Origin of the sequence: Embleya australiensis, from assembly GCF_051903075.1 — a bacterium.
Lineage (GTDB): Bacteria > Actinomycetota > Actinomycetes > Streptomycetales > Streptomycetaceae > Embleya.
In genome coordinates, this window is the sequence record NZ_CP182422.1 from 592,730 (window position 1) to 612,688 (window position 19,959).

21 protein-coding genes are annotated in these 19,959 nt (G+C 72.1%); 12 read left to right on the plus strand and 9 right to left on the minus strand.

Translation table 11 applies throughout. The features are described 5' to 3' along the window. Positions 1-80: 80 nt before the first annotated feature. The 3 genes from ACMXN5_RS02505 to ACMXN5_RS02515 are packed head-to-tail and all read left to right on the plus strand — an operon-like array spanning position 81 to position 3,519. Positions 81-794 carry a succinate dehydrogenase cytochrome b subunit gene (locus ACMXN5_RS02505; protein ID WP_439673787.1) on the plus strand — a complete coding sequence of 238 codons (714 nt, stop codon included), beginning with the start codon at positions 81-83 and terminating at the stop codon, positions 792-794. A gap of 5 nt (positions 795-799) precedes the next feature. Beyond that, on the plus strand, positions 800-2,776 hold the full coding sequence (locus ACMXN5_RS02510) for a fumarate reductase/succinate dehydrogenase flavoprotein subunit (protein WP_439673788.1): 1,977 nt from the start codon (positions 800-802) through the stop codon (positions 2,774-2,776). After that, complete coding sequence (locus ACMXN5_RS02515) at positions 2,773-3,519, plus strand: succinate dehydrogenase/fumarate reductase iron-sulfur subunit (RefSeq protein WP_439673789.1); 747 nt, start codon at positions 2,773-2,775, stop codon at positions 3,517-3,519. The genes ACMXN5_RS02510 and ACMXN5_RS02515 overlap by 4 nt, the downstream gene beginning before the upstream one ends. Positions 3,520-3,666: 147 nt before the next feature. Here the strand turns inward: ACMXN5_RS02515 and ACMXN5_RS02520 are convergent, their stop codons facing one another. Together ACMXN5_RS02520 and ACMXN5_RS02525 are read right to left on the minus strand one after the other, a co-directional pair. Continuing rightward, a complete protein-coding gene (locus ACMXN5_RS02520; RefSeq protein WP_380000772.1) occupies positions 3,667-4,443 on the minus strand; it encodes a FadR/GntR family transcriptional regulator in 777 nt (258 codons plus the stop codon). Next, positions 4,440-5,375, minus strand: coding sequence for an aldo/keto reductase (locus ACMXN5_RS02525; RefSeq protein ID WP_439673790.1), 936 nt, complete (start codon positions 5,373-5,375; stop codon positions 4,440-4,442). Before ACMXN5_RS02525 ends, ACMXN5_RS02520 begins: the two co-directional genes overlap by 4 nt. 118 nt (positions 5,376-5,493) lie before the next feature. Here ACMXN5_RS02525 and ACMXN5_RS02530 point away from each other — a divergent pair, with 118 nt between their 5' ends. Then, the gene (locus tag ACMXN5_RS02530; RefSeq protein WP_439673791.1) at positions 5,494-6,693 is read left to right on the plus strand and encodes a DegT/DnrJ/EryC1/StrS family aminotransferase; all 1,200 of its coding nucleotides are present in this window, start codon (positions 5,494-5,496) and stop codon (positions 6,691-6,693) included. 202 nt (positions 6,694-6,895) lie between these two features. Beyond that, positions 6,896-7,405, plus strand: coding sequence for a MarR family winged helix-turn-helix transcriptional regulator (locus ACMXN5_RS02535; RefSeq protein ID WP_439673792.1), 510 nt, complete (start codon positions 6,896-6,898; stop codon positions 7,403-7,405). A gap of 194 nt (positions 7,406-7,599) precedes the next feature. Here the strand turns inward: ACMXN5_RS02535 and ACMXN5_RS02540 are convergent, their stop codons facing one another. Continuing rightward, complete coding sequence (locus ACMXN5_RS02540) at positions 7,600-8,346, minus strand: nucleotidyltransferase family protein (RefSeq protein ID WP_439673793.1); 747 nt, start codon at positions 8,344-8,346, stop codon at positions 7,600-7,602. Positions 8,347-8,483: 137 nt separating this feature from the next. Here ACMXN5_RS02540 and ACMXN5_RS02545 point away from each other — a divergent pair, with 137 nt between their 5' ends. The 3 genes from ACMXN5_RS02545 to ACMXN5_RS02555 all read left to right on the plus strand — a co-directional run bounded on the left by ACMXN5_RS02545 (position 8,484) and on the right by ACMXN5_RS02555 (position 10,369). Then, positions 8,484-9,206: a DUF3558 family protein gene (locus ACMXN5_RS02545; protein WP_439673794.1), complete on the plus strand. Its 723-nt coding sequence runs from the start codon at positions 8,484-8,486 to the stop codon at positions 9,204-9,206. After that, positions 9,203-9,793: a hypothetical protein gene (locus ACMXN5_RS02550; RefSeq protein WP_395786869.1), complete on the plus strand. Its 591-nt coding sequence runs from the start codon at positions 9,203-9,205 to the stop codon at positions 9,791-9,793. Before ACMXN5_RS02545 ends, ACMXN5_RS02550 begins: the two co-directional genes overlap by 4 nt. A 111-nt stretch (positions 9,794-9,904) precedes the next feature. After that, on the plus strand, positions 9,905-10,369 hold the full coding sequence (locus tag ACMXN5_RS02555) for a hypothetical protein (RefSeq protein ID WP_380030946.1): 465 nt from the start codon (positions 9,905-9,907) through the stop codon (positions 10,367-10,369). Between the two features lie 29 nt (positions 10,370-10,398). Here the strand turns inward: ACMXN5_RS02555 and ACMXN5_RS02560 are convergent, their stop codons facing one another. After that, on the minus strand, positions 10,399-12,681 hold the full coding sequence (locus ACMXN5_RS02560; RefSeq protein ID WP_439673795.1) for a hypothetical protein: 2,283 nt from the start codon (positions 12,679-12,681) through the stop codon (positions 10,399-10,401). 73 nt (positions 12,682-12,754) lie between these two features. Then, complete coding sequence (locus ACMXN5_RS02565) at positions 12,755-13,219, minus strand: DUF4442 domain-containing protein (RefSeq protein WP_439673796.1); 465 nt, start codon at positions 13,217-13,219, stop codon at positions 12,755-12,757. Positions 13,220-13,318: 99 nt separating this feature from the next. Here ACMXN5_RS02565 and ACMXN5_RS02570 point away from each other — a divergent pair, with 99 nt between their 5' ends. Beyond that, positions 13,319-14,125 (plus strand): enoyl-CoA hydratase/isomerase family protein, encoded by an 807-nt coding sequence (locus ACMXN5_RS02570; protein WP_439673797.1) that lies wholly within the window; start codon positions 13,319-13,321, stop codon positions 14,123-14,125. Between the two features lie 16 nt (positions 14,126-14,141). Here ACMXN5_RS02570 and ACMXN5_RS02575 read toward each other — a convergent pair whose 3' ends face one another. Further along, positions 14,142-14,492: a hypothetical protein gene (locus ACMXN5_RS02575; RefSeq protein WP_439673798.1), complete on the minus strand. Its 351-nt coding sequence runs from the start codon at positions 14,490-14,492 to the stop codon at positions 14,142-14,144. Positions 14,493-14,689: 197 nt separating this feature from the next. On the opposite strand from ACMXN5_RS02575, the gene ACMXN5_RS02580 reads away from it, so the two are divergent. Both ACMXN5_RS02580 and ACMXN5_RS02585 read left to right on the plus strand, forming a co-directional pair. Beyond that, entirely contained in the window at positions 14,690-16,063 is a 1,374-nt protein-coding gene (locus ACMXN5_RS02580; protein WP_439673799.1) for a CoA transferase, read from the plus strand. Positions 16,064-16,217: 154 nt separating this feature from the next. Continuing rightward, on the plus strand, positions 16,218-16,739 hold the full coding sequence (locus ACMXN5_RS02585; protein ID WP_395786862.1) for a hypothetical protein: 522 nt from the start codon (positions 16,218-16,220) through the stop codon (positions 16,737-16,739). Between the two features lie 200 nt (positions 16,740-16,939). Here ACMXN5_RS02585 and ACMXN5_RS02590 read toward each other — a convergent pair whose 3' ends face one another. Then, positions 16,940-17,755, minus strand: a complete 816-nt coding sequence (locus tag ACMXN5_RS02590) for an SAM-dependent methyltransferase (RefSeq protein WP_439673800.1) — start codon at positions 17,753-17,755, stop codon at positions 16,940-16,942. Positions 17,756-17,932: 177 nt separating this feature from the next. On the opposite strand from ACMXN5_RS02590, the gene ACMXN5_RS02595 reads away from it, so the two are divergent. Beyond that, a complete protein-coding gene (locus ACMXN5_RS02595; protein WP_439673801.1) occupies positions 17,933-18,355 on the plus strand; it encodes an STAS domain-containing protein in 423 nt (140 codons plus the stop codon). Here ACMXN5_RS02595 and ACMXN5_RS02600 read toward each other — a convergent pair. Continuing rightward, the gene (locus tag ACMXN5_RS02600) at positions 18,266-19,255 is read right to left on the minus strand and encodes a sigma-70 family RNA polymerase sigma factor (protein WP_439673802.1); all 990 of its coding nucleotides are present in this window, start codon (positions 19,253-19,255) and stop codon (positions 18,266-18,268) included. The genes ACMXN5_RS02595 and ACMXN5_RS02600 overlap by 90 nt on opposite strands. Before the next feature lie 110 nt (positions 19,256-19,365). Further along, entirely contained in the window at positions 19,366-19,689 is a 324-nt protein-coding gene (locus tag ACMXN5_RS02605; RefSeq protein WP_439673803.1) for a ubiquitin carboxyl-terminal hydrolase 14, read from the minus strand. Between the last annotated feature and the right edge of the window lie 270 nt (positions 19,690-19,959).

The window sequence follows — 19,959 nt, forward strand, 5'->3', positions numbered from 1 at the left end:
CCTTGCATAGCCTGCGGCTATCGAAACAAGGCACTCCTGATCTTGGACGGCATGACCTCGGTCCCCCTACCGTCGACGACATGGCGACCCTGACCCGCGCTCCCGGCTCCGCCGGACGGCGCAGGCAGGGAGCGTCGCACCGCTCCACCGTGACGATGAAGATCGCGATGGCGCTCAGCGGTGCCGTGCTCCTTGCCTACCTGACCGCCCACATGCTGGGCAATCTGAAGATCTTCTTCGGCGAGTCGAGCTTCGACCACTACGCGCACTGGCTGCGCACCATCGGCGAGCCGCTGGTGCCGCACGAGGGCACCCTGTGGATCATCCGCGTCGGGTTGACCGTGAGCGTGGTCGTGCACATGGCGATGGCGATCCTGCTCACCCGCCGGGCCAGACGGGCCCGGCCGGTCAAGTACGTACACCGCCCGCCCGTGCAGGGCTCCTACGCCGCCCGCACGATGCGCTGGGGCGGCGTGATCATCGCCCTGTTCGTGGTCTACCACCTGCTCGACCTGACCGTCGGGGTGGCCAACCCGACCGGCGCCGCCGGCAAGCCGTACACCAACGTCACCGCCGACTTCGAACACTGGTACATCACCGCGATCTACACGGTCGCCGTGGTGGCGGTCGGATTCCACCTGCGCCACGGCGTGTGGAGCATGACCCGCACCCTCGGCCGGCAACGGCCGGGCACCGAGCGGCTGATGGGTCGCGTCGCGACCGGCTACGCCGTGTTGATGACGGCCGGATTCCTGTCCGTGCCGTTCGCCGTGACCGTCGGAATCGTGGGGTGAACGAGATGACCGAGCACATCGAAGGCCCCGAGCACACAGGACACGGGGAGTACGCGCGGTACACCGTCGGCGCCGAGATCGCCGACCACGCCGCGCCCGAGGGCCCGTTGGCCGAGCGCTGGGAGCAGCGCCGATTGGGCGCGCGGCTGATCAACCCGGCCAACCGGCGTCGACTGCCGGTGATCGTGGTCGGTACCGGCCTGGCCGGCGCCTCCGCCGCCGCGACGCTGGCCGAACTCGGCCACCCCGTCACCTCGTTCTGCTACCAGGACTCGCCGCGCCGGGCGCACAGCATCGCCGCACAGGGCGGGATCAACGCCGCGAAGAACTACCGGGGCGACGGGGACAGTGTGGCCCGGCTGTTCAAGGACACGATCAAGGGCGGCGACTTCCGCGCCCGCGAGTCCAACGTGCACCGGCTGGCCGAGTTGAGTACGCAGATCATCGACCAGTGCGTGGCCCAGGGCGTGCCGTTCGCGCGCGACTACGGCGGCCTGCTCGACACCCGCTCGTTCGGCGGGGCCCAGGTCTCCCGGACGTTCTACGCGCGTGGGCAGACCGGTCAGCAGTTGTTGCTCGGCGCGTACCAGGCGATGTCGCGCCAGGTCGCGGCCGGCAATGTCACGGTGCATGCGCGCACCGAGATGCTGGACCTGGTGGTGGTGGACGGGCGGGCGCGCGGCGTGGTGGTGCGCGACCTGGTCACCGGCGAGGTGTCCACCCACCTGGCCGAGGCCGTGGTGCTGGCCACCGGCGGCTACGGCAACGCGTACTTCCTGTCCACGAACGCGATGGGGTGCAACGCGAGCGCGATCTGGCGGGCGCATCGGCGCGGCGCGCTGTTCGCCAACCCGTGCTTCACCCAGATCCACCCGACCTGCATCCCGGTCTCCGGCGCGCACCAGTCCAAGCTCACCCTGATGAGCGAGTCGCTGCGCAACGACGGCCGGGTGTGGGTGCCGGTGGCCGGCGGCGACACCCGCGCGCCGGGCGAAATCCCGGCGGCGGAGCGGGACTACTTCCTGGAGCGCATGTATCCGGCGTTCGGCAACCTCGTCCCGCGCGACATCGCCTCGCGCGCGGCCAAGCGGGTCTGCGACGAGGGGCGCGGGGTGGGTCCGGGCGGACTCGGCGTCTACCTCGACTTCGCCGACGCCATCGAGCGCCTGGGCGCGGCGACGGTCGAGGAGAAGTACGGCAACCTCTTCGCGATGTACGAGCGGATCACCGGCGAGGACCCGTACACCGTGCCGATGCGGATCTTCCCGGCCGTGCACTACACGATGGGCGGCCTGTGGGTCGACTACGACCTCCAGTCCACGATCCCGGGGCTGTTCGTGGTCGGCGAGGCCAACTTCTCCGACCACGGCGCGAACCGGCTGGGTGCCTCGGCGCTGATGCAGGGGCTGGCCGACGGCTACTTCGTGCTGCCGACCACGCTCACCCACTACCTGGCGGCGGGGCCGTTCGGGGCGGTGGACGCGGACGATCCGGAGGTGGTGGCGACCGAACAGGGCGTCCAGGACCGGGTCAAGCGGCTGCTCGCGGTCGACGGCGACCTGTCCGCCGACCACTTCCACCGCGAGTTGGGCCTGCTGATGTGGGAGAAGTGCGGGATGGAGCGCGACGCGGCCGGGCTGCGCGAGGCGCTGGCGCGGATCCCCGAGTTGCGGGCCGAGTTCTGGGCGCGGTTGCGGGTGCCGGGCAGCGGGGCGGGGCTGAACCAGTCGCTGGAGAAGGCCGGCCGGGTGGCCGACTTCCTGGAGTTGGCCGAACTGATGTGCCTGGACGCGCTGCACCGCGAGGAGTCCTGCGGCGGCCACTTCCGCGCCGAGCACCAGAGCCCGGGCGGCGAGGCGGCCCGGGACGACGACTCCTTCGCCTACGTCGCCGCCTGGGAGTACACGGACGGCCCGCCGGTCCTGCACCGCGAACGACTCGCCTTCGACAACGTCACCCTGGCCACGAGGAACTACGCATGAAGCTCACCCTGCGCATCTGGCGCCAGAAGGGTCCCGAGGACCGGGGCGGCATGGTCGCCTACGACGTGCCCGACGCGTCGGCCGACATGTCGTTCCTGGAACTGCTCGACGTGCTCAACGAACGGCTCACCGAGTCGGGCGAGGAGCCGGTGGCGTTCGACCACGACTGCCGCGAGGGCATCTGCGGGGCGTGCAGCCTGGTCATCGACGGGGTGCCGCACGGGCCGCAGAAGGCCACCACTACCTGCCAGTTGCACCTGCGCCACTTCCGCGACGGGCAGAGCATCGACGTCGAACCGTGGCGCGCCGCGGCCTTCCCGGTGGTCAAGGACCTGGTGGTGGACCGCGGCGGCCTGGACCGGATCATCGAGGCGGGCGGCTACGTCACCGCGCCCACCGGCTCGGCGCCCGAGGCCCACGCCACGCCGATCCCCAAAGCGGACGCGGACGCCGCGTTCGAGGCCGCGACCTGCATCGGTTGCGGGGCGTGCGTGGCGGCGTGCCCGAACGGCTCGGCGATGTTGTTCACCGCCGCCAAGGCGACCCACCTGGGCCTGCTCCCCCAGGGAAAGGTGGAACAGGACACGAGGGTCGACGCAATGATCCAGGCCCACGACGAGGCGGACTTCGGCGGCTGCACGAACACGGGCGAATGCACGGCGGTCTGCCCGAAGGGCATCCCGTTGGGCGTCATCGGCCGCTTCAACGCCGACGTCCTCGGCGCGGCGTGGCGGGGCCGCTGAACCGGCGTCACGCTCGGGCCGAGTGGCCGGATCCCCGACCGACCCGAGCCGACCTCGGCCGGCAGTGTGCGGCCGGGCCCGAACCCCCGGTACGCGCATCGCACGACTCGTACCGGGGTGGGAGGTCGTCCCTTCGCCTCGGGGCGGCTACGGGGACGTGATCGGGGTCGCGGAGTGGGACTTGAGGGGGTAGTCCTGGGCGGCTTCCAGGTGGCGGACGGATTCGCGGTAGACCTCGGTTTCGTCGCCGGCCTCGATCAGCGCGATCAGGTGCTCGTGTTCGCGAAGGCCCGCGCGTCGCACCCGCTCACCCGTGTCGGCCAACGCGTCCCGGGCCCACTCCTGTTCCTGCTGCGCCCACAACACCTCGACCGCGCCCAGCAGGATCTTCATCGTCTCGTTCCCGCACAGCAGCACCAGCGCCTCGTGGAAGTCGCGCGCCGCCCGGATGAACGCCGGCCCGTCCGCCACGGCCCGCTCCATCCGCGCGTGCACCTCGCGCAGCCACGGCACCACCTCGGTGGCCCGGTCCGGCCGTGCCGCGCACAGCGCCGCGCACACCGGCTCCAGCCGCCGCAGCGCCTGCGCCAGGTCGTCCAGCCGGACCTGGCGCGCGTGCATGACCATGCCGAACATGTGTGCCGCGTCGGCCGGTTGCGGGACGTGTACCACCGCGCCGCCGGTGTTGCCGCGCTTGACGGTGATCAGGCCCTCGGTCTCCAGGATCCGGAACGCCTGGCGCAGCGTGGTGCGCCCGACGCCGAACTCGGCGATCAGGTCGTCCTGTTTGGGCAGCATGTCGCCGTCCCGGAGCGGGCCGTCCAGGATCCGGCGGCGCAGCCGGCGGGCCAGTTCGTCCGCGATGCCGGCGTTGTGCAGGGACCGTTCGGTGCCGGCGCGGACCGGCTGCGCCGCGGGGTTCACGCCGGTACCGCCACGGCCAGTGCGGCCGTCTCCGCGACCTGGGTCGGGGTCAGCTCGCGGACCGCCGCCGCGTTGGCCGCGATCTGTTCGGGGCGGGTCGCGCCGACCAGGACCGAGGCCACCTCGGGCTGCGCGGCGAGCCAGGACAGGGCGAGTTCGAGCAGGGTCAGTCCCTGCCCCTCGGCGTAGTCGGTGAGCCGTTCCACGACGGCGAAGTTCTCGTCCGTGGCCACCGCCTGCGCGAAGCGCGGGATGGCGCGGAACCGGCTGTCCTCGGGAAACGCCTCGCCGCGCCGGTACTTGCCGGTCAGCAGACCGGAGGCGAGTGGGAAGTAGGGGATCACCCCGACGCCGAAGTGCCGTGCGGCGGGCACCAGTTCCCGCTCGATGGTGCGGTCGAGCAGGCTCCATTCCAGCTGCGCGGCGACGAACCGGGTACCGCCGGCCAGGTGCGCGGCGTCGGCGAGTTGCCACGCGGTCAGGTTGGACGTACCCGCGTAGCGCACCTTGCCCGCCCGGACCAGGTCGTCGAGCGCGCCCAGCGTCTCCTCGATCGGGGTGTCGGGGTCGGCGTAGTGCTGGTAGTACAGGTCGATGTGGTCGGTGCCCAGCCGCCGCAGGCTCGCCTCGCAGCTGCGCACCACGTGTCGGCGCGAGGAGCCGCGACCGTACGGCCCCTCGGCCACCTTGGCGCCGAACTTGGTGGCCACCACCACGTCGTCGCGGCGGCTGCCCAGCGCCTTGCCGAGCAGCACCTCCGACTGCCCTCCGCCGTAGACGTCGGCGGTGTCGAACAGGGTCACGCCCGCCTCGATCGCCGCGCCGACGACCTTGTCGGCGCCGCCCTGATCGATGCGCATGCCGAAGTTGTTGCAGCCCAGGCCGATCGCGGAGACCTTCAGACCCGACCTGCCCACCGTGGTGTATCGCACGCTCTGCTCCCGTCGTCTTGTTCGCCCATCATAGCCATGATAGCTATGACACATCGTCAACTGACACACCGTCAGCCACGCCCGCGATCGCGGCACCACCACGAGGGTAGGCACACTCATGCGCAAGATCCCGTACGCCGGCAGCGTGCACGACCAAGCCGAGATCGACGCCATGCTGGCGGTCCTGAACGGACCCCCCTCGGCGATGGGCATCGGCGCCAACGTCGCGGCCATGGAGTCGCGCGTCGCGGAGTTGTTCGGCAAGGACAACGGCCTGATGTGCAACTCGGGTTCCTCCGCGCTGTATCTGGCGATCGAGCTGCTGCGCCTGTCTCCCGGCGACGAGATCATCACCTCCACACTGACCTTCTCCACGGACATCGCACCGATGGTCAAGGCGGGCCTGGTGCCCGTGCTCGTCGACGTCGAGCCGGTCACCTACCAGATCGACCCGGCCCGGATCGAGGCGCTGATCGGCCCGCGCACCCGGGCCATCCTGACCCCCAACCTCGCGGGCAACGCCCCCGACTGGGACACCATCCGGGCGATCGCCGACCGGCACGGCCTGAAGGTGGTCGAGGACTCCTGCGACGCGCTCGGCGCCACCCTGCGCGGCACGCCCACCGGCACCCGCTCGGACATCTCGGTGACCAGTTTCGCGATGTCGCACATCATCACCTGCGCCGGCAACGGCGGCATGGTGCTCACCGACGACGAGGAGCTGCGCGACCGCGGCCTGCTGCTGCGCCGCTGGGGCCGGCGCAGCGAGGTCCAGCTGTTCGGCTCCAAGCGCGGCAACCGCGACTTCTTCGAGGACATCGACGGCGTCCTGTACGACAACCTGTTCATCTTCGACGAGATCGGCTGGAACTTCGAGCCGTCCGAGCTCGGCGCCGCGTTCGGTCTGGCCCAACTCGCCAAGCTGCCCCGCTTCCTGGCCACCCGTCGGGAGCATTTCGCGGCCCATCACGCCTACTTCGACGCCCGGCCGGAGTTCACCGCGCCGAGGCAGACCGAGGGCCTGGAGACGGGCTGGCTCAACTTCCCGATCCTGCTGAACGACGACGTCCCGTTCAGCCGGGGCGAGATGCAGTCCTGGCTGGAGAAGCGCGGGGTGTCCACGCGCACCGTGTGGTCGGGCAACATCCTGCGCCAGCCCGGCTTCAAGGACATCGTGCACCGCGCCGACCCGGCCGGCTACCCCCACGCGGACCGGGTGATGGAGCGCGCGCTGATCGTGCCGATGAACCACCGGATGGACGCCGGCGACGTGGCCTACATCCACGAGCAGGTCGACGCGTTCCTGGCGAGCCGCTGAAACAGCGCGGCGCGCAGCAAAGGGCGGGGCCGGGTGCGCGTCGCACCCGGCCCCGCCCTTGGCCCGTGCCGGCATCCGGACCTTGGTCCCCCTGCCGGATCGCCTCGCCCTCGCGGACGGGGTAATTGTCCTGCGGATATCGACCTGAACAACATATTTAATTGACATATTCCACTTGTCAACTACTAGCTATGATGGACGGATGCACACTCCCCCGAGAGCCGCATCCCCCACCCCTTCGACGACCACACCCTTCGACGACCCCCGCATCACCGCGATGGGCCTGCTCGTGGAGGTCTACACCGGCCTGATGGATCGCCTCAGCCCGCAACTGGGCGAGCACGGTCTGTCCACGGTGGACTTCAACGTATTGGTCCGCCTGGCCCGATCCTCGGAACAGCGCCTGCGGATGAGCGATCTCGCCGCTCAGACGTCGCTGTCCACCTCAGGGGTGACCCGAGTGGTGGACCGCCTGGAAAAGGAAGGACTGGTCGCCCGCGAGAACTGTCCCACCGACCGCCGGGCCCTGTTCGCGGTGCTCACCCGCGACGGCGCGGACCGGATCGGCGGTGTCCTGCCCGGCCACGTCGAACTGATCCAGACCTGGCTGCTGGATCCGCTGACCGACGGTCAGCTCGACGGCCTCCTCGACGGCCTCCGGGTGGTGCGCGACACCGCCAACCCGGGTGCGCGAGCGGGCATCACGTCCTGATTCCGCGGCCTTGAAGCGGTAGCTCGAAACCGCCCAGACCCGTGGCCGCGGGGGTCACGGGAAGCGCGACGAGATCCCGAACCACACACTCGCCACCGGAGGAAACCGCCGACATTGCCGGGGAGAAGAGTCCGGCCCCGGTCGCAACCGCGACCGGGGCCGGACCCGTTTTGACGCGGTACTCCGCGCCGGGCTCAGCCCTCGGCGCGCAACTCCCGGGCCGCCTCCGACAGATCCTTGGCGGTATCGATCGCCCGCCAGTACGCGCCCTGCGGGATCGGGAACCCGGCCAGCTTCTGCGCCCGCGCCAGGCCCGGGAACGTGGTGCGCTCGTGGTCGCCCACGTCGGGCAGCAGTGCGGTGAACTCGGGCGCGAACACGTACACGCCGGCGTTGATCAGGTAGGGCGAGGGCGGCGCCTCGATGAAGTCCAGGACGTGCCCGTACTTGTCGGTCTCCACCACCCCCCACGGGATCCTGGGTCGGGCCAGCGCGAGCGTGGCCAGCGCGGTGCGCTCGTGGTGGAAGGCGGCCATCTCGGTGAGCGAGAACCTGGTCCAGATGTCGCCGTTGGTGGCGTACCACGGCTCGCCCGGACGCGGCAGCGCGGCGGCGGCGAACTTCAACCCGCCGCCCCGGCCCAGCGGTTCGGTCTCCACCACGGTCACCACGCGCACCGGCAACTCGGCGCTCTTGAGCCAGTCCTGCAGCACTTCGGCGAGGTGTCCGCAGGAGACCACCACGTCGGTCACGCCCTCGGCGGCCAGCCAGCGCAGCTGATGCCCGATGATCGGGGTACCGGTGCCCGGGATCTCCACCATCGGCTTGGGCCGATCGTCGGTGTAGGGGCGCAACCGTGAACCCTGCCCGCCGGCGAGGATCACGGCCTGCGTCACCGCGCGGGCCCCCGGATGGGTGGTCGAGTGTGGAGCGGAAGTCATGGGCGCATTATCCCGTGCGGGAGTCGCCTCAGGGTCCGCGGGCACGGCCAAGGGAGGTACCGCTCGTTCGGGAACCCTCGGGGGCCTAGGTTCATCTCATGGACGACTGCACTTCGAATATCGGGGGGAACACCAAAGTGCGCATCAGGACCGTCCGCGCAGGCGTCGCGGTATTCCTCGCCCTGGCCGCGACCGGCGCGGTGGCCGGCTGTGGCACCGGCGATCGATCCCCGCTGGACACCGTGCGCGCGCTGGAGAGCCCGCCCGCGTCGAGCCCCCGGGCGAGCGACCGACCCACCGATCGCCCCAGTGAGAGCGCCACCCGCCCGCCGCGCCGCACCACCGCGCCGCCCACCGGCGGCACGTCGTCCTCGCCGAGTACGTCCGCGAGTTCGTCGTCGAGCAGCACTGCCGCACCCGCGACCGGGCCCGCGGCGCCCTATCTGAACGACCCGTGCAAGCTGCTCACCGTCGCCGAGGTGGCCTCGTTCATCGGGCTTCCGGTGGTCAAGGCCGAAGTGGACGAGAAACTCCACACTTCGAGCAGTTCGTTCTGCGACTACCGCGATTCGCGCGGGTTGTCCATGATGACGGTGATGATGTCGACCAGCGATCCCCGGTACAGCACCGCCGAGCAGGCCGCGAAGGGCACGATCGGCGCGAGCGACAACCCCGTGGCGCTCGCCGGCGTGGGCGACGCGGCCTTCACCTACCGCGACTCCTCCGCGAACGGCGTCGTGTGGACCAAGCGCGTGGGCGACACCTACCTGGACGCTGACGTCTACATCGACCGCAGCGACAAGGACGTCCCGCCCGATGTGCTGGCCACGATCGCCCGGACGATGATCGGCCGGGTGTGACCGGGCGCGTCGGATCCACCGCCGGCCTGGTGGCCGTGGTGGGTCTGGCGTGCCTGCTCGGTGGTTGCGACGGCGACGACCCGGCGCCGCGACACACGGCCTCGGCCACCCCCACCCCGGGCGATCCCGCGGGCGCCCCGCCCCGGCCCACCCGCGCGGCGCCGGCCGGCAACGCGCCGCCGAGCAGCGGCTGTGACCTGCTCTCGCTCACCCGGGTCGAGGAGGTGCTGGCGATCGGCCCCGTGCACACCCGTCCCGCGGACGCGGGCCGCACCTGCGACTACCTGGACGGGCACGAGCGGCGGGTACTGACCGTCACCGTCGGGCAGTTGCCCCAGGCGATGGTCGGCGGACCGGCTGACGCCGCGCGCTCGTCGGCCACCGGCGGCGGCCCGCGCGAGACGCTGCCCGGGATCGCCGAGGCCGCGGTGCTGTACCAGGACCCCGTCCGCGGTCTGGGCCTGGCCTTCGCCCGGGCCCGGGGCGACCTGGTCGTCGCGGTCGACCTCACCGTCCCCGCCGCCGACCGCGAGCGCCTGGTCGCGCTGGCCCGCACCGCCGCGGCCGCGCTCGAGACGGCCGGCTGAGCGGGCCGAATCGGGGTAGGCGCCGGCAACCTGGTGCTCGAGACGTCGTCCCCGGCGCGTAGGGTCCGGGGTCAGGGCGGCGCGTGCCGCGGCCAGGAGGAGGGCTCACCCATGCCGGATCGGGACCCGCACGCCGTCGTGCTGCTCACGAACCGCACCAGCTCGCGGATCAGCACCAGCGGCGGCCCGGCCCTGCCGCTGCGCGACGCGCTGCGCGTGTACACCGAGCACCTGGACATCGGCGTCGCGGCCCGCTACGCGACCGTGGTGAGCGATCTCGCCGACGCCGACGTGGCCCTGCTGCGGCTGCCCGAGGACCACGCCGACGGCGAACTCGACCGGATCGTGGACATCGCCGCGTCGGTGCCCACGGTGGCCGTGATCGACCTGTACCGCCCCGCCGCGGTGGCCGATCTGGTCGGCTATTGCGCGGCGTTGCTGGGTACCCGGGGCGCCGACGACGTGGGCGTGCTCGACGTGGTGTTCGGCCGCTACGCGCCGGCCGGCCGACTGGTCGACGCGCTGCCGGCCGACGCGGAACCACTCTTCGAAACCGGGCACGGCCTGTCCTACTGACCGCCGAATGTCGATAAATTGACAGACCATCAGTGTGATTTCCGGGTGATGTTCAACACGTCCACCGCGCCCTTCGCGTCGCCGATGCCGGCGAAGTCGACCGCGACGAAGTTCACCGGCGCGCCGCGTTCGCGCTCGCACCGCCGGGCCCGATCCAGCAGGAACGGACGGGCGTTGACCTGTGCGGCGTCGGTGCGACTGCCGCCGGTCGCGGTGACGAAGTTGTTCAGCAGGAACAGCCGCTTGTCGGTACCGCCGCGGTTGGGCAGGCAGTTCATCTCGGTCGGGTTCGCGTACTCGTAGGGCGTCTCCATGCCGTAGCGGTAGAAGTTGCGGTACCACGGGGCGGGTCCGTCGGCGCGCTCGGCGAAGACCACCAGGCGTCGGCCGCGGTCGATCATCGTGCCGAGGGTGGGCCACGGTTCGCTCGGATCCGCGGCCGGGGTGTACAGCAGTCGGTCCAACCCGGCCTCGTGGAAGGCCCATTCGGTCGCCTGTGCGCTGATCGCGTCCTGCACGATCAGGGTGACCACCTCCTGCGGGTTGCGATCCATCCACTGCCCCACCACGCGCAGCGTCTCCACCATGGGCAGCGCGCCGCCCCGGCACACCGAGTGGCAGAACCACAATCCGGGTCGGGCCGGGGCGACGTCGTTGACCACCCCGGCGATGATCCGGCGCGAGTCGGGGTCCAAGTCCGACTCGGCGAGCCGACCCGCCACCTCCTCGGGTGCCTCCCAGGTGTAGGAGTCCACCAGCAGGCCTCGCACGCCCGCGTCGAGTTGGGTGACGATGTCCGCGTCCTGGAGCGGGCTGAGGAAGCGCGCCGCGGTCGAGGACATCGAGTTGTGCGTGGCGAGGTAGGCGACCTGGTCGTAGCGCCGATTGCACAGCTCGGTCATCCCGTTGCAGCGTTTGGCGTGCGACTTCGAGCCGGAGGTGGGCACCGGGACGAAGACGGTCAGCGCGAGCGCCCCGGCCGCGGCCACCGCCGCGCCGGTGGTGAGCACGCGGCGGGTGGTGTGGCGCACCGGCGCGGCCCGCCGGTGCCGGTGCCGCTCCCACAGCGCGACCGCGCCGAAGGTGGCCCCACCGAACACCAGCGGCACCGCGGCGGCGGCCAGCCACACCCCGACCAGGTCCCGCGCCGCCGCCTCCTGGAGGTCGCCGGTGAGCCGGGTGACCGAGGGCGCCCACCCGTCGCGGTTCTCCGGTATCACGTGCGGCAGCAGGCCCCAGGCGATCAGGCAGCCGACCCCCGCGAGCAGCCCGCCGCCCGCCAGCGCCAGGGCCGGCAGCCGCAACCGGGCCGCGCCGCGCGTGGGGCCGGTCCACCACAGCAGCACCAGGCCGAGCAGCGCGGTGACGCCGGCCGCGATCAGCAGCCGGCCCAGCCCGAACACGGTCATCGCGCGCAGTTGTTCGAGCTGGCCCAGTCGCATCTCGCTCTGCTTGGCCCGGTCCGCCCGCAGGTCCAGGGTCAGGTCCCAGGTGCCGCCGTGCGACAGGCCGGTCAGGCCCAGCTGGGCCTGGCGCACCTTCTCGCCGAAGATCACCGGGACGACGGCGACCAGCACCCCGCCCAGGTCGTCGGCGCGCAGCGAGGCCACCACCTGCCCGCGGATCGGCTCGCGCGCCTCGACCGGCAGCCGGGCCAGGATCAGGTCGGCCACCTCGGGGGCCGCCGCGGGGTCCAGGTTCAGCGCGGGCAGCGCGTCGGGCGGTCGGCCCTGGGCCAGCGCGTCCAGGGCCCTGGAGACGTTGTCCACGAGCGCGGGCGCGTTGTCCTGGGTCACCCGGGGCACATCGCCGGTGAGGTCGCCGACGTAGACGTCGGCGGCCTTGCCGAGGTTGTTGATCACCGGTTTGAGGTCGACGCTCAGCCGCAACTCGCGCTCGTCGCCGCGCAGGTAGCCGACGATGTGGCCGACCTGCACCCGGACCATGCCGCGCAGCGTGGACGGCGGCAGCGCCAGGCGCAGGTTGGCGGTGACCTGGTTGGGCGGTATCGGCAGCCGGCCGAGCAGGTCGTTGCGTACACCGGCCAACCGGGGATCGACCAGGACCTCGTCGTAGAGCCGGTCGTAGGCGTGTTCGCGTTCGAACACGCCGTCGTACCAGTCCGCGGAGAGCACGGTGGTCCGGGCGACCCCGAGCCCGGTGATCACCGTGACGGACAGCACCACCAGCGCGGTCAGCAGGGCCCGCCACACCCGGCGCCACCGCAGCCAGGCGTCGCGGGCCCGGACTCGGCGGGACACCTTGCCCACCACGATCGGACCGGTCGTCTCAGTACGATAGGAAATCATCACCAACCCGAAGCAAGCACGTGATCGGGATCTTCCCGACCGGGTACGGGGCCTTGCCTGCCCGAGTGTGCGTGACTTACGCGCGGTGCGGGCGCAGCGTCCAGGTGACGGTCATCTCCGCGGTCGTCACGCCCGCCTCGTCGCGAATGGTGATCGCCACCACGAATTCCGGCCGGGTGCCCGCGTCCAGTTCGGCGACCACCTCGGCGGCGGGGCGGCCGAGCCGGGCCTCGGCCAGCACCGAGCCGCGCGCGACCTTGAGGTAGCGGATGGTGGAGTCCACCGCGAGCGGGGTGGCCCGGCCCAGCTGGTCGCCGAACGCGGCGATCACGATGGCGCCGGAGGCGGACTCGGCGAGGGTGAACATCGCGCCCGCGTGCGGGCCGCCGATGTGGTTGTGGTGCGCGGGCTCGTCCGGCAGGCGCAGCACCGCCCGGTCGGCGGCGAGTTCCACGAACTCCAGGCCGAGGGTGCGTACGAAGGGCACCGAGGCGCGCAGGCCCTCGGCGACGGCATCGAAGTCGATCGTCGATTCGCTCATGGGCGCGATGCTACCCGTAGGTAACTTCGTCTGGTACGGCGCCTCGCGCCCGATGCGCGGGCGTTTCCTTCACCGGGCCGATCTGTTTGACTGAGTCACATGAAATACGTGCGCGTCGAATACCCCGAGCCCCGCCTCGCCGTGGTCCGCCTGAACCGCCCGGACCGCCTCAACGCCCTGTCAGCGACCATGGTCGCGGACGTGAAGACGGCCTTCGGCGCACTGCACCGCAAGCGCGGGATCCGCGTGATCGTGCTGACCGGCGAGGGGCGCGGCTTCTGCTCGGGCGCCGACCTGTCCGGCGACCCCGACCACGCGCCCGACGCCGAGGATCGCGGCCCGGTCGGACACGTCTACCGCTCGCAGGAACACCTGTCCGAGATGATCCTGGCCGTCCACGAGTGCGAGAAGCCGGTGATCGCGGCCGTGCACGGCGCGGCGGTGGGCGGCGGACTGGCCCTGGCACTGGCCTGCGACCTGCGCGTGGCCGACGAGAGCGCCCGCTTCGGCTCGGTGTTCATCAAGGTCGGCCTGTCCTCCGCCGACGTCGGCACCAGCTACCTGCTCCCGCGCCTGGTCGGCCCCACCCGGGCCGCCGAACTGATGCTCACCGGACGCCACTTCGACGCCGCCGAGGCGGACCGGTACGGCCTGCTCAACGCCCGCACCGAGGCGGGCGCACACGTGCCCGCCGCCCTCGACCTGGCCCGCGCGATCGCGGCCAACAGCGAATACGGCGTCTGGATGACCAAGAAGGGCCTGTGGTCCGGGATCGGCGCCGCCTCGCTGCGCCAACAGATCGAACTGGAGAACCGCACCCAGGTCCTGGGCACCTTCACCGGCAATATGACCGAGGCCGCCGTCGCCTTCCGCGAACGCCGCACGCCCGTGTGGCGGGACATGTGAGCCGTGAGCGGCGTCTCTAGGACGTGCCCGGCACCGGCCACCGGAACACCCGGCCGGCCGCCGCCGCGTGCTCGCCCGGATTCGCCGCGAGCCGCACCTGCTCCAGCACCACCCCACGCGCGTCGCGCCCCGCGGCGGAGCGGGTCAGATAGCCCGCCTCCGCCAACTCGTCCAGACGGCCGGCGATCGACGCCACGCTCTCTCCCGGGCGCGAACCCAGCACCCGGGGATCGGGCCGGGCCCCGTCGGGCAGCAGCAACAGATACACGGCCAGACCGCGGGCCGACACACTCAGCCGGGCGTCCTTGAGCAGGGCGTCGTGGGGACCGAGCCCCGAAACGCCGTCCCCGCCCCAGATCCGCCTCATGCCCCGAGTCTCGAATACGGTCCACCCCCAGGGGGCAAACCGCACAACCCCTACACAAACGAGTGACCAAAGGTTTGCCCGGCCGCCCACAGTGCGGACGCGGCCACGCTCGGAGACGGTCGACCCGCTAGTTTGCCCTCGGGACGCCTCGAACAGGCAACCCAAGGCTTTGAAGTTCGCCGAACTGTGAGGTCTCGATGCGTAGCACCCCCGCGCAATTCCTCGACCAGGCCTGGCGCGCCCTCGGCGGCGACCCCGCCGACCGCGCGCACATCACCTTCACCGGCCCCGCCCACACGCTGTCCTCCGCCCTGCCGGTGACCGCGCTCGCCCAGGCGTCGATCGGCGCCGCCGCCCTGGCCGCCCGCGAACTCGGCCTCGCCCGAGGCGGATCCGACCCGGCGCCGGTGGTCCTGGACAGCCGGGCCGCGGCCGTCGCGGTGAGCAGCGACCGCCGGCTGCGCCTGGCCGGGCAACCGCTGGTGTCGATGCACCCGCTCTCCCGCTTCCACCGCTGCGCCGACGGCTGGGTGCGCCTGCACGGGAACTACCCGCACCACCGCGCCGCCGCGTTCGCCGCGCTCGGCGTGGACACCCCGGCCGCGGCGATCGAGGCCCTGGCCAAGCGCACCGGCGCCGAGATCGAGGAACTGCTCGCGGCACACAGCGCGTTGGGCTTCGCAGTCCGCGAACCCGCCGAGTGGGCCGCCCACCCGCAGGGCGCCGCCGTGGCCGCCCTGCCGCTGCTCGACCTCACCCCCACCGACGTCGGCGACCCGTGGCACGCCGGGCCCGCGCCCGCGCCCGCCGCCGGGGTCCGCGTCCTCGACCTCACCCGGGTCCTCGCCGGCCCCACCGGCACCCGCACCCTCGCCCACCTCGGCGCCGACGTCCTGCGCGTGGACTCCCCGCACCTGCCGGAGAACCCGGGCGAATACTGGGACAACGCGTTCGGCAAACGCTCCACGCTGCTCGACCTGCGCGAGCGCGGCGACCGGGCCCGCTTCGACGAACTGCTCGCCGGCGCACACGTGGTGATCACCGGATACCGCACCGACGCGATGGCCGCGCTCGGCCTGGACCACGACACCCTGGCCGCCCGACACCCCGGCCTGATCACCGCCGCGTTCAACGCCTGGGGGCCGGGCCCGTGGGTGAACCGGCGCGGCTTCGACAGCCTGGTCCAGGGCGCGTGCGGGATCGCCCGGATCGAGGCGGGCGCGGACCCGAACCCGGGCGCGCTGCCCACCCAGGTGCTCGACCGGGCCACCGGCTACCTGCTCGCCGCCGCCGTGCTGCGCGCGTTGACCCGACGCCGGGCGAGCCGGCGGGGCAGCCGGATCGACCTCGCCCTCGCCCGGACCGCGCACTGGCTGACGTCCGGGTACACGCCCGGCGAACCCGAGGTCGCCGAACCCTTCGACCCGGCGCCGTACCTCGGCGAGACCGACACCACGATCGGCCGACTCGCCCACGCGCGGCCGCCGTTCGAACTCCCGGGCCTGCCCGCCGCGTGGCCGCACCCGCCGACCCCGTGGGGCTCCTCCGAACCGGTCTGGCAACCCACCTGACCCGGCGGCAACTCCCGCCCCGCAAGCCGGACTTGGTCACACATACGCGCAGGTCGCAGCGGGCCCGGTGTCGGTGCCGGATGGGATGCTTGACGCATGGGTTGAGCGCCACCGCGGCCGACCCGCCGCGGCTCGACGCAGAGGAGGATCCTCCATGTCCACGATCAACACCATGACCCGGCTGACCCCCGTGAAACCCGCGACCGTGCGCCGGGCCCTGACCCGGATCGACACCAAGACCGTGCGCACCCACCCCGACGGCGGGCGGCCCGGCGCACCTGGCATCTCGCTGCGCACCCTGGCCACCCTCCAGCGCGGCCGACTGGTCCGCCTCGGCACCGAAGTACCGCTGCGCGGCCGGAACATGGGCATCACCCGCGCCGGCCGCCAGGCATTGATCGCCCGCGGCCGGCACCGCAAGGGCGCGTGGGCCGCGCTCCTGGACCAGGAACTGACCTGGACCACCGCGGGCGGCGACGTACTGGAGATCGCCGACATGCACCCCTACCACTGCGCCAACGCCGCCGCCTGGCTCCAACGCAACGCGGCGGCCATCCGCGCCGACGCCGACCCCCGCCGCCGCGGCGACGCGGTCGCCTGGATCGACGAAACCCCCCTCCTCCGCGCCCTGGTAGCCGCAGTCGCGGACGCCCTCCCACCGGCCCCGTCGCGGTAACTCCCAGCACCCGGAACCACATCCACCCATCGCCCGCCCACCGCCGTGGTGGGCGGGCACCGTTCACGCCCCGGGAGTGCAGGCCGATTTCGCGCGTGACGGGGACACCCGGACGGCCGTGCCGGGCGAAGCCCCGCCCGTGGCCGGCCGGTTCGGGCCAGGCTCCGGCATCCTGTGAGCCGGCGCGAAGTGCGCGGTGGTCAACGCTTGCGGCCGACCGCGGTGTAGATCCAGGACTGGGACAGGCGTTCGGGCGAGAGGTCGGTGCCCTCCTCCGGGCGCCACAGCGGCGCCTGGACCAGGCCGGGTTCGACCAGGTCGACGCCGGTCAGGTAGCCGGCGATCGTGGCGTGTGGGCGCGGCAGCATGAATTCGGCGTCGTCGTTGATTTCCAGCACTCGCTCCGCCGAGATCGGCGGCAGGAAGTCCGACGTGGTGTGCGAGGCGATCAGCAGGCTGCCCGAAGGCACCGCGTCGAGCAGTCGGTTCACGATGCCCGCCGGGTCCTCGGCGTCCGCCACGTAGTGCAGGATCGCCACCAGGAGCAGCCCCACCGGGCGGTCGAAGTCGATCACCTCGCGCACCTCGGGGGCGGCCAGGATCTTCTCCGGCTCGCGCACGTCGCCCATGGTGAACGTGGTCCGGCCCCGATCGGTGGCGGGCATCAACGCGCGGGCGTGCGCGAGCACGATCGGGTCGTTGTCCACGTAGGCCACCCGGGCCGAGGGCACGATCTCCTGGGCCACCTCGTGCGTATTGCCCGGCGCGGGGATCCCGGTGCCGATGTCGAGGAACTGGTCGATGCCCTGCTCGGCCGCGTAGCGGACCGCGCGGCCGAGGAAGGCCCGGTTGTCGAGGGCAGTGACCGAGGTCTGGGGGGCGACCGCGATGAACCGTTCCGCCAGCTCACGATCGACCGGGTAGTTGGTCTTGCCGCCGATGTGGTAGTCGTACACACGGGCGGGATGGGGACGACTGATGTCGATCCCGGTGGGCGCCCAGTCCTGCTCGGACAACGTGTCATCCCCTCGAAGTCGGTACGGCGTCAGCCTACGACACCCAAACCGACCACTTCACAAGGGATTTGACCGAACCTTCGCACTCGCCGCGCGGCCCGGGGCCCACGGCCCGTGATGAGTTTTGGCCGGCGCAACGGTCATAACCGGGTACAGCGTCGTCACAGGAGGTCGTCGATGGTCGAACCACCGGAACCACCCGAAGCACCCGCCCCGCGGCCCACCGCCGCACTGATCGTGTCCGCCCCGCTCACCCGCGCGGATGTGCCCGGCCTGTGTGCGCGCCTGGTCGAGTTGCTGCACCGCGAGCCGGCCGACCCCTTCCCGTGCGACGTGAGCGCCCTGGTCCGCCCGGACCTGGCCGTGATCGAGGCGCTGGCCCGCCTCCAATTGACCGCGCGCGGACTCGGCCGATGCATCCATCTGCGCGGCACGTCGGGCGAGTTGCGCGACCTGCTCACCCTGACCGGCCTGGACGAGATCGTCCCGGCCGGTCCGAGGGCGGCGGGGCTACGCGTCGAGTGTCGCCGGGAGACCGAACAGCGGGAACAGGTGTGGCACGTCCAGGAACGAGTTGAGGCCGATGATCTGCCCCTCTGAGATCTCGATGACCTGCAGCGCCCACGGCTCGAAGCTGCCGCCGGGACCGCTGGGGCGGTACTGGCCGAAGCCCGGCGTGCCGTTGGCCACGATCGGGACCAGGCGCGAACCCCGGCAACCTATACCGGTGCCGAGGAACCACTCGCGGATGTCGGCGTGCCCGCGCAGCCACAGCTCGTACGGCGGCATCGACAAGGTCGCGTCCTCGCGCAGCAGGGCGGTGAGCGAGTCCAGGTCGTAGCGCTCGAAGGCGTCCACATAGCGGGCGAGCAGCGACTGCTGCTCCTCGTCCATCGGCCGCACCGGGTCGGTCGCGGTGACCTCGCTCTCGGCGAGCGCGGCCCGGGCGCGCTGCAACGCGCTGTTGACCGAGGCGACCGAGCTGCCGAGCAGTTCGGCCACCTCGCTCGCCTTCCAGGCCAGCACCTCGCGCAGGATCAGCACCGCCCGCTGGCGCGGGGGCAGGTGCTGGAGCGCGGCGACGAAGGCCAGTCGTACGCTCTCGCGCGCGACCGCCACCTCGGCCGGGTCGGCCACGCTCGGCACGACCCGGCCGTCGGGGATCGGCTCGATCCAGGTGGCCTCGGGTCGGGCCGGCGTCAGCGCGGAGGAGGCGGGCACCGGCGAGGACAGGTCCATCGGACGGGCCCGGCGCTCGCGCCCGTTGAGGCTGTCGAGGCACACGTTGGTGGCGATCCGGTACAACCACGAGCGCACCGACGAGCGGCCCTCGAAGCGGTCGAAGCTCTTCCAGGCGCGGACCATGGTGTCCTGGACCGCGTCCTCCGCCTCGAAGACCGAGCCCAGCATGCGGTAGCAGTAGCCGGTGAGCTCGACCCGAAACGGCTCGAACTGCTCCTCGACCACGTCGGTGCCGTCCGTCGCGACCAGGTCACTCATCGGAATCTCCCGCGGATTGGGGCTTCATCGACCACGCGGCAGAGTCTAGGCACCCGCACCGACAATCGCCCGGGCACGACGCGGCCCGCCCGTGCCCGGGCGCAGGCGGGTCAGTCCACGGGCACCGCCACCAGTTCGTCGGCGTAGCACCACGCCCAGTCCTCGCCGGGCTCGAACGAGCGCACCAGCGGATGGCCGACCTCGCGCCAGTGCGCGCTCGCGTGCCGGTTCGGCGAGCTGTCGCAACAGCCGACGTGCCCGCAGGACAGGCATTCCCGCAGATGCACCCACTGCGTGCCGTTGCGCAGGCAGTCCTCGCAGCCCTCGGTCGACCCCGGCCGTACGTCCTCGGGCAGTGTGTCGAGGTGCGCACAGGGCGTGTCCGTGGGCCGTCCGGCACCGTCCTGGACCACCTGGTACTGCGTCCCGGCCATCGTCGTACTCCTCATCCGGCGCGGCGGGCGACACCCCTTGCGTGCGCCCGATCGTCCCCTGCCTACCACGCGGACCTTCCCCGGCACGCGGACCGCCACGCGCGCCGCGATCATGCGCCTCGGTCACGTGCCTCGTCACGCGTCTCGGTCGCCCGCTTCGATCACCCGCCCCGGTCGCACACCCGGATCCGCGTCCCGCTCACGGTGCGCCCCCGGCCGCCGGTCGGCGCGTACCCGGTCTTCCGTGCCGCTCACGGCCCTCAGTAGCCT

Bases quoted from the DNA above. Each gene is read 5' to 3' on its own strand.
- ACMXN5_RS02540 (WP_439673793.1), bottom strand. From the start codon at position 8,346: ATGACTTCCGCTCCACACTCGACCACCCATCCGGGGGCCCGCGCGGTG.
- ACMXN5_RS02580 (WP_439673799.1), top strand. From the start codon at position 14,690: ATGCGTAGCACCCCCGCGCAATTCCTCGACCAGGCCTGGCGCGCCCTC.
- ACMXN5_RS02565 (WP_439673796.1), bottom strand. From the start codon at position 13,219: ATGAGCGAATCGACGATCGACTTCGATGCCGTCGCCGAGGGCCTGCGC.
- ACMXN5_RS02515 (WP_439673789.1), top strand. From the start codon at position 2,773: ATGAAGCTCACCCTGCGCATCTGGCGCCAGAAGGGTCCCGAGGACCGG.
- ACMXN5_RS02605 (WP_439673803.1), bottom strand. From the start codon at position 19,689: ATGGCCGGGACGCAGTACCAGGTGGTCCAGGACGGTGCCGGACGGCCC.
- ACMXN5_RS02570 (WP_439673797.1), top strand. From the start codon at position 13,319: ATGAAATACGTGCGCGTCGAATACCCCGAGCCCCGCCTCGCCGTGGTC.
- ACMXN5_RS02595 (WP_439673801.1), top strand. From the start codon at position 17,933: ATGGTCGAACCACCGGAACCACCCGAAGCACCCGCCCCGCGGCCCACC.
- ACMXN5_RS02555 (WP_380030946.1), top strand. From the start codon at position 9,905: ATGCCGGATCGGGACCCGCACGCCGTCGTGCTGCTCACGAACCGCACC.
- ACMXN5_RS02510 (WP_439673788.1), top strand. From the start codon at position 800: ATGACCGAGCACATCGAAGGCCCCGAGCACACAGGACACGGGGAGTAC.
- ACMXN5_RS02505 (WP_439673787.1), top strand. From the start codon at position 81: ATGGCGACCCTGACCCGCGCTCCCGGCTCCGCCGGACGGCGCAGGCAG.
- ACMXN5_RS02530 (WP_439673791.1), top strand. From the start codon at position 5,494: ATGCGCAAGATCCCGTACGCCGGCAGCGTGCACGACCAAGCCGAGATC.
- ACMXN5_RS02585 (WP_395786862.1), top strand. From the start codon at position 16,218: ATGTCCACGATCAACACCATGACCCGGCTGACCCCCGTGAAACCCGCG.
- ACMXN5_RS02600 (WP_439673802.1), bottom strand. From the start codon at position 19,255: ATGAGTGACCTGGTCGCGACGGACGGCACCGACGTGGTCGAGGAGCAG.
- ACMXN5_RS02575 (WP_439673798.1), bottom strand. From the start codon at position 14,492: ATGAGGCGGATCTGGGGCGGGGACGGCGTTTCGGGGCTCGGTCCCCAC.
- ACMXN5_RS02535 (WP_439673792.1), top strand. From the start codon at position 6,896: ATGCACACTCCCCCGAGAGCCGCATCCCCCACCCCTTCGACGACCACA.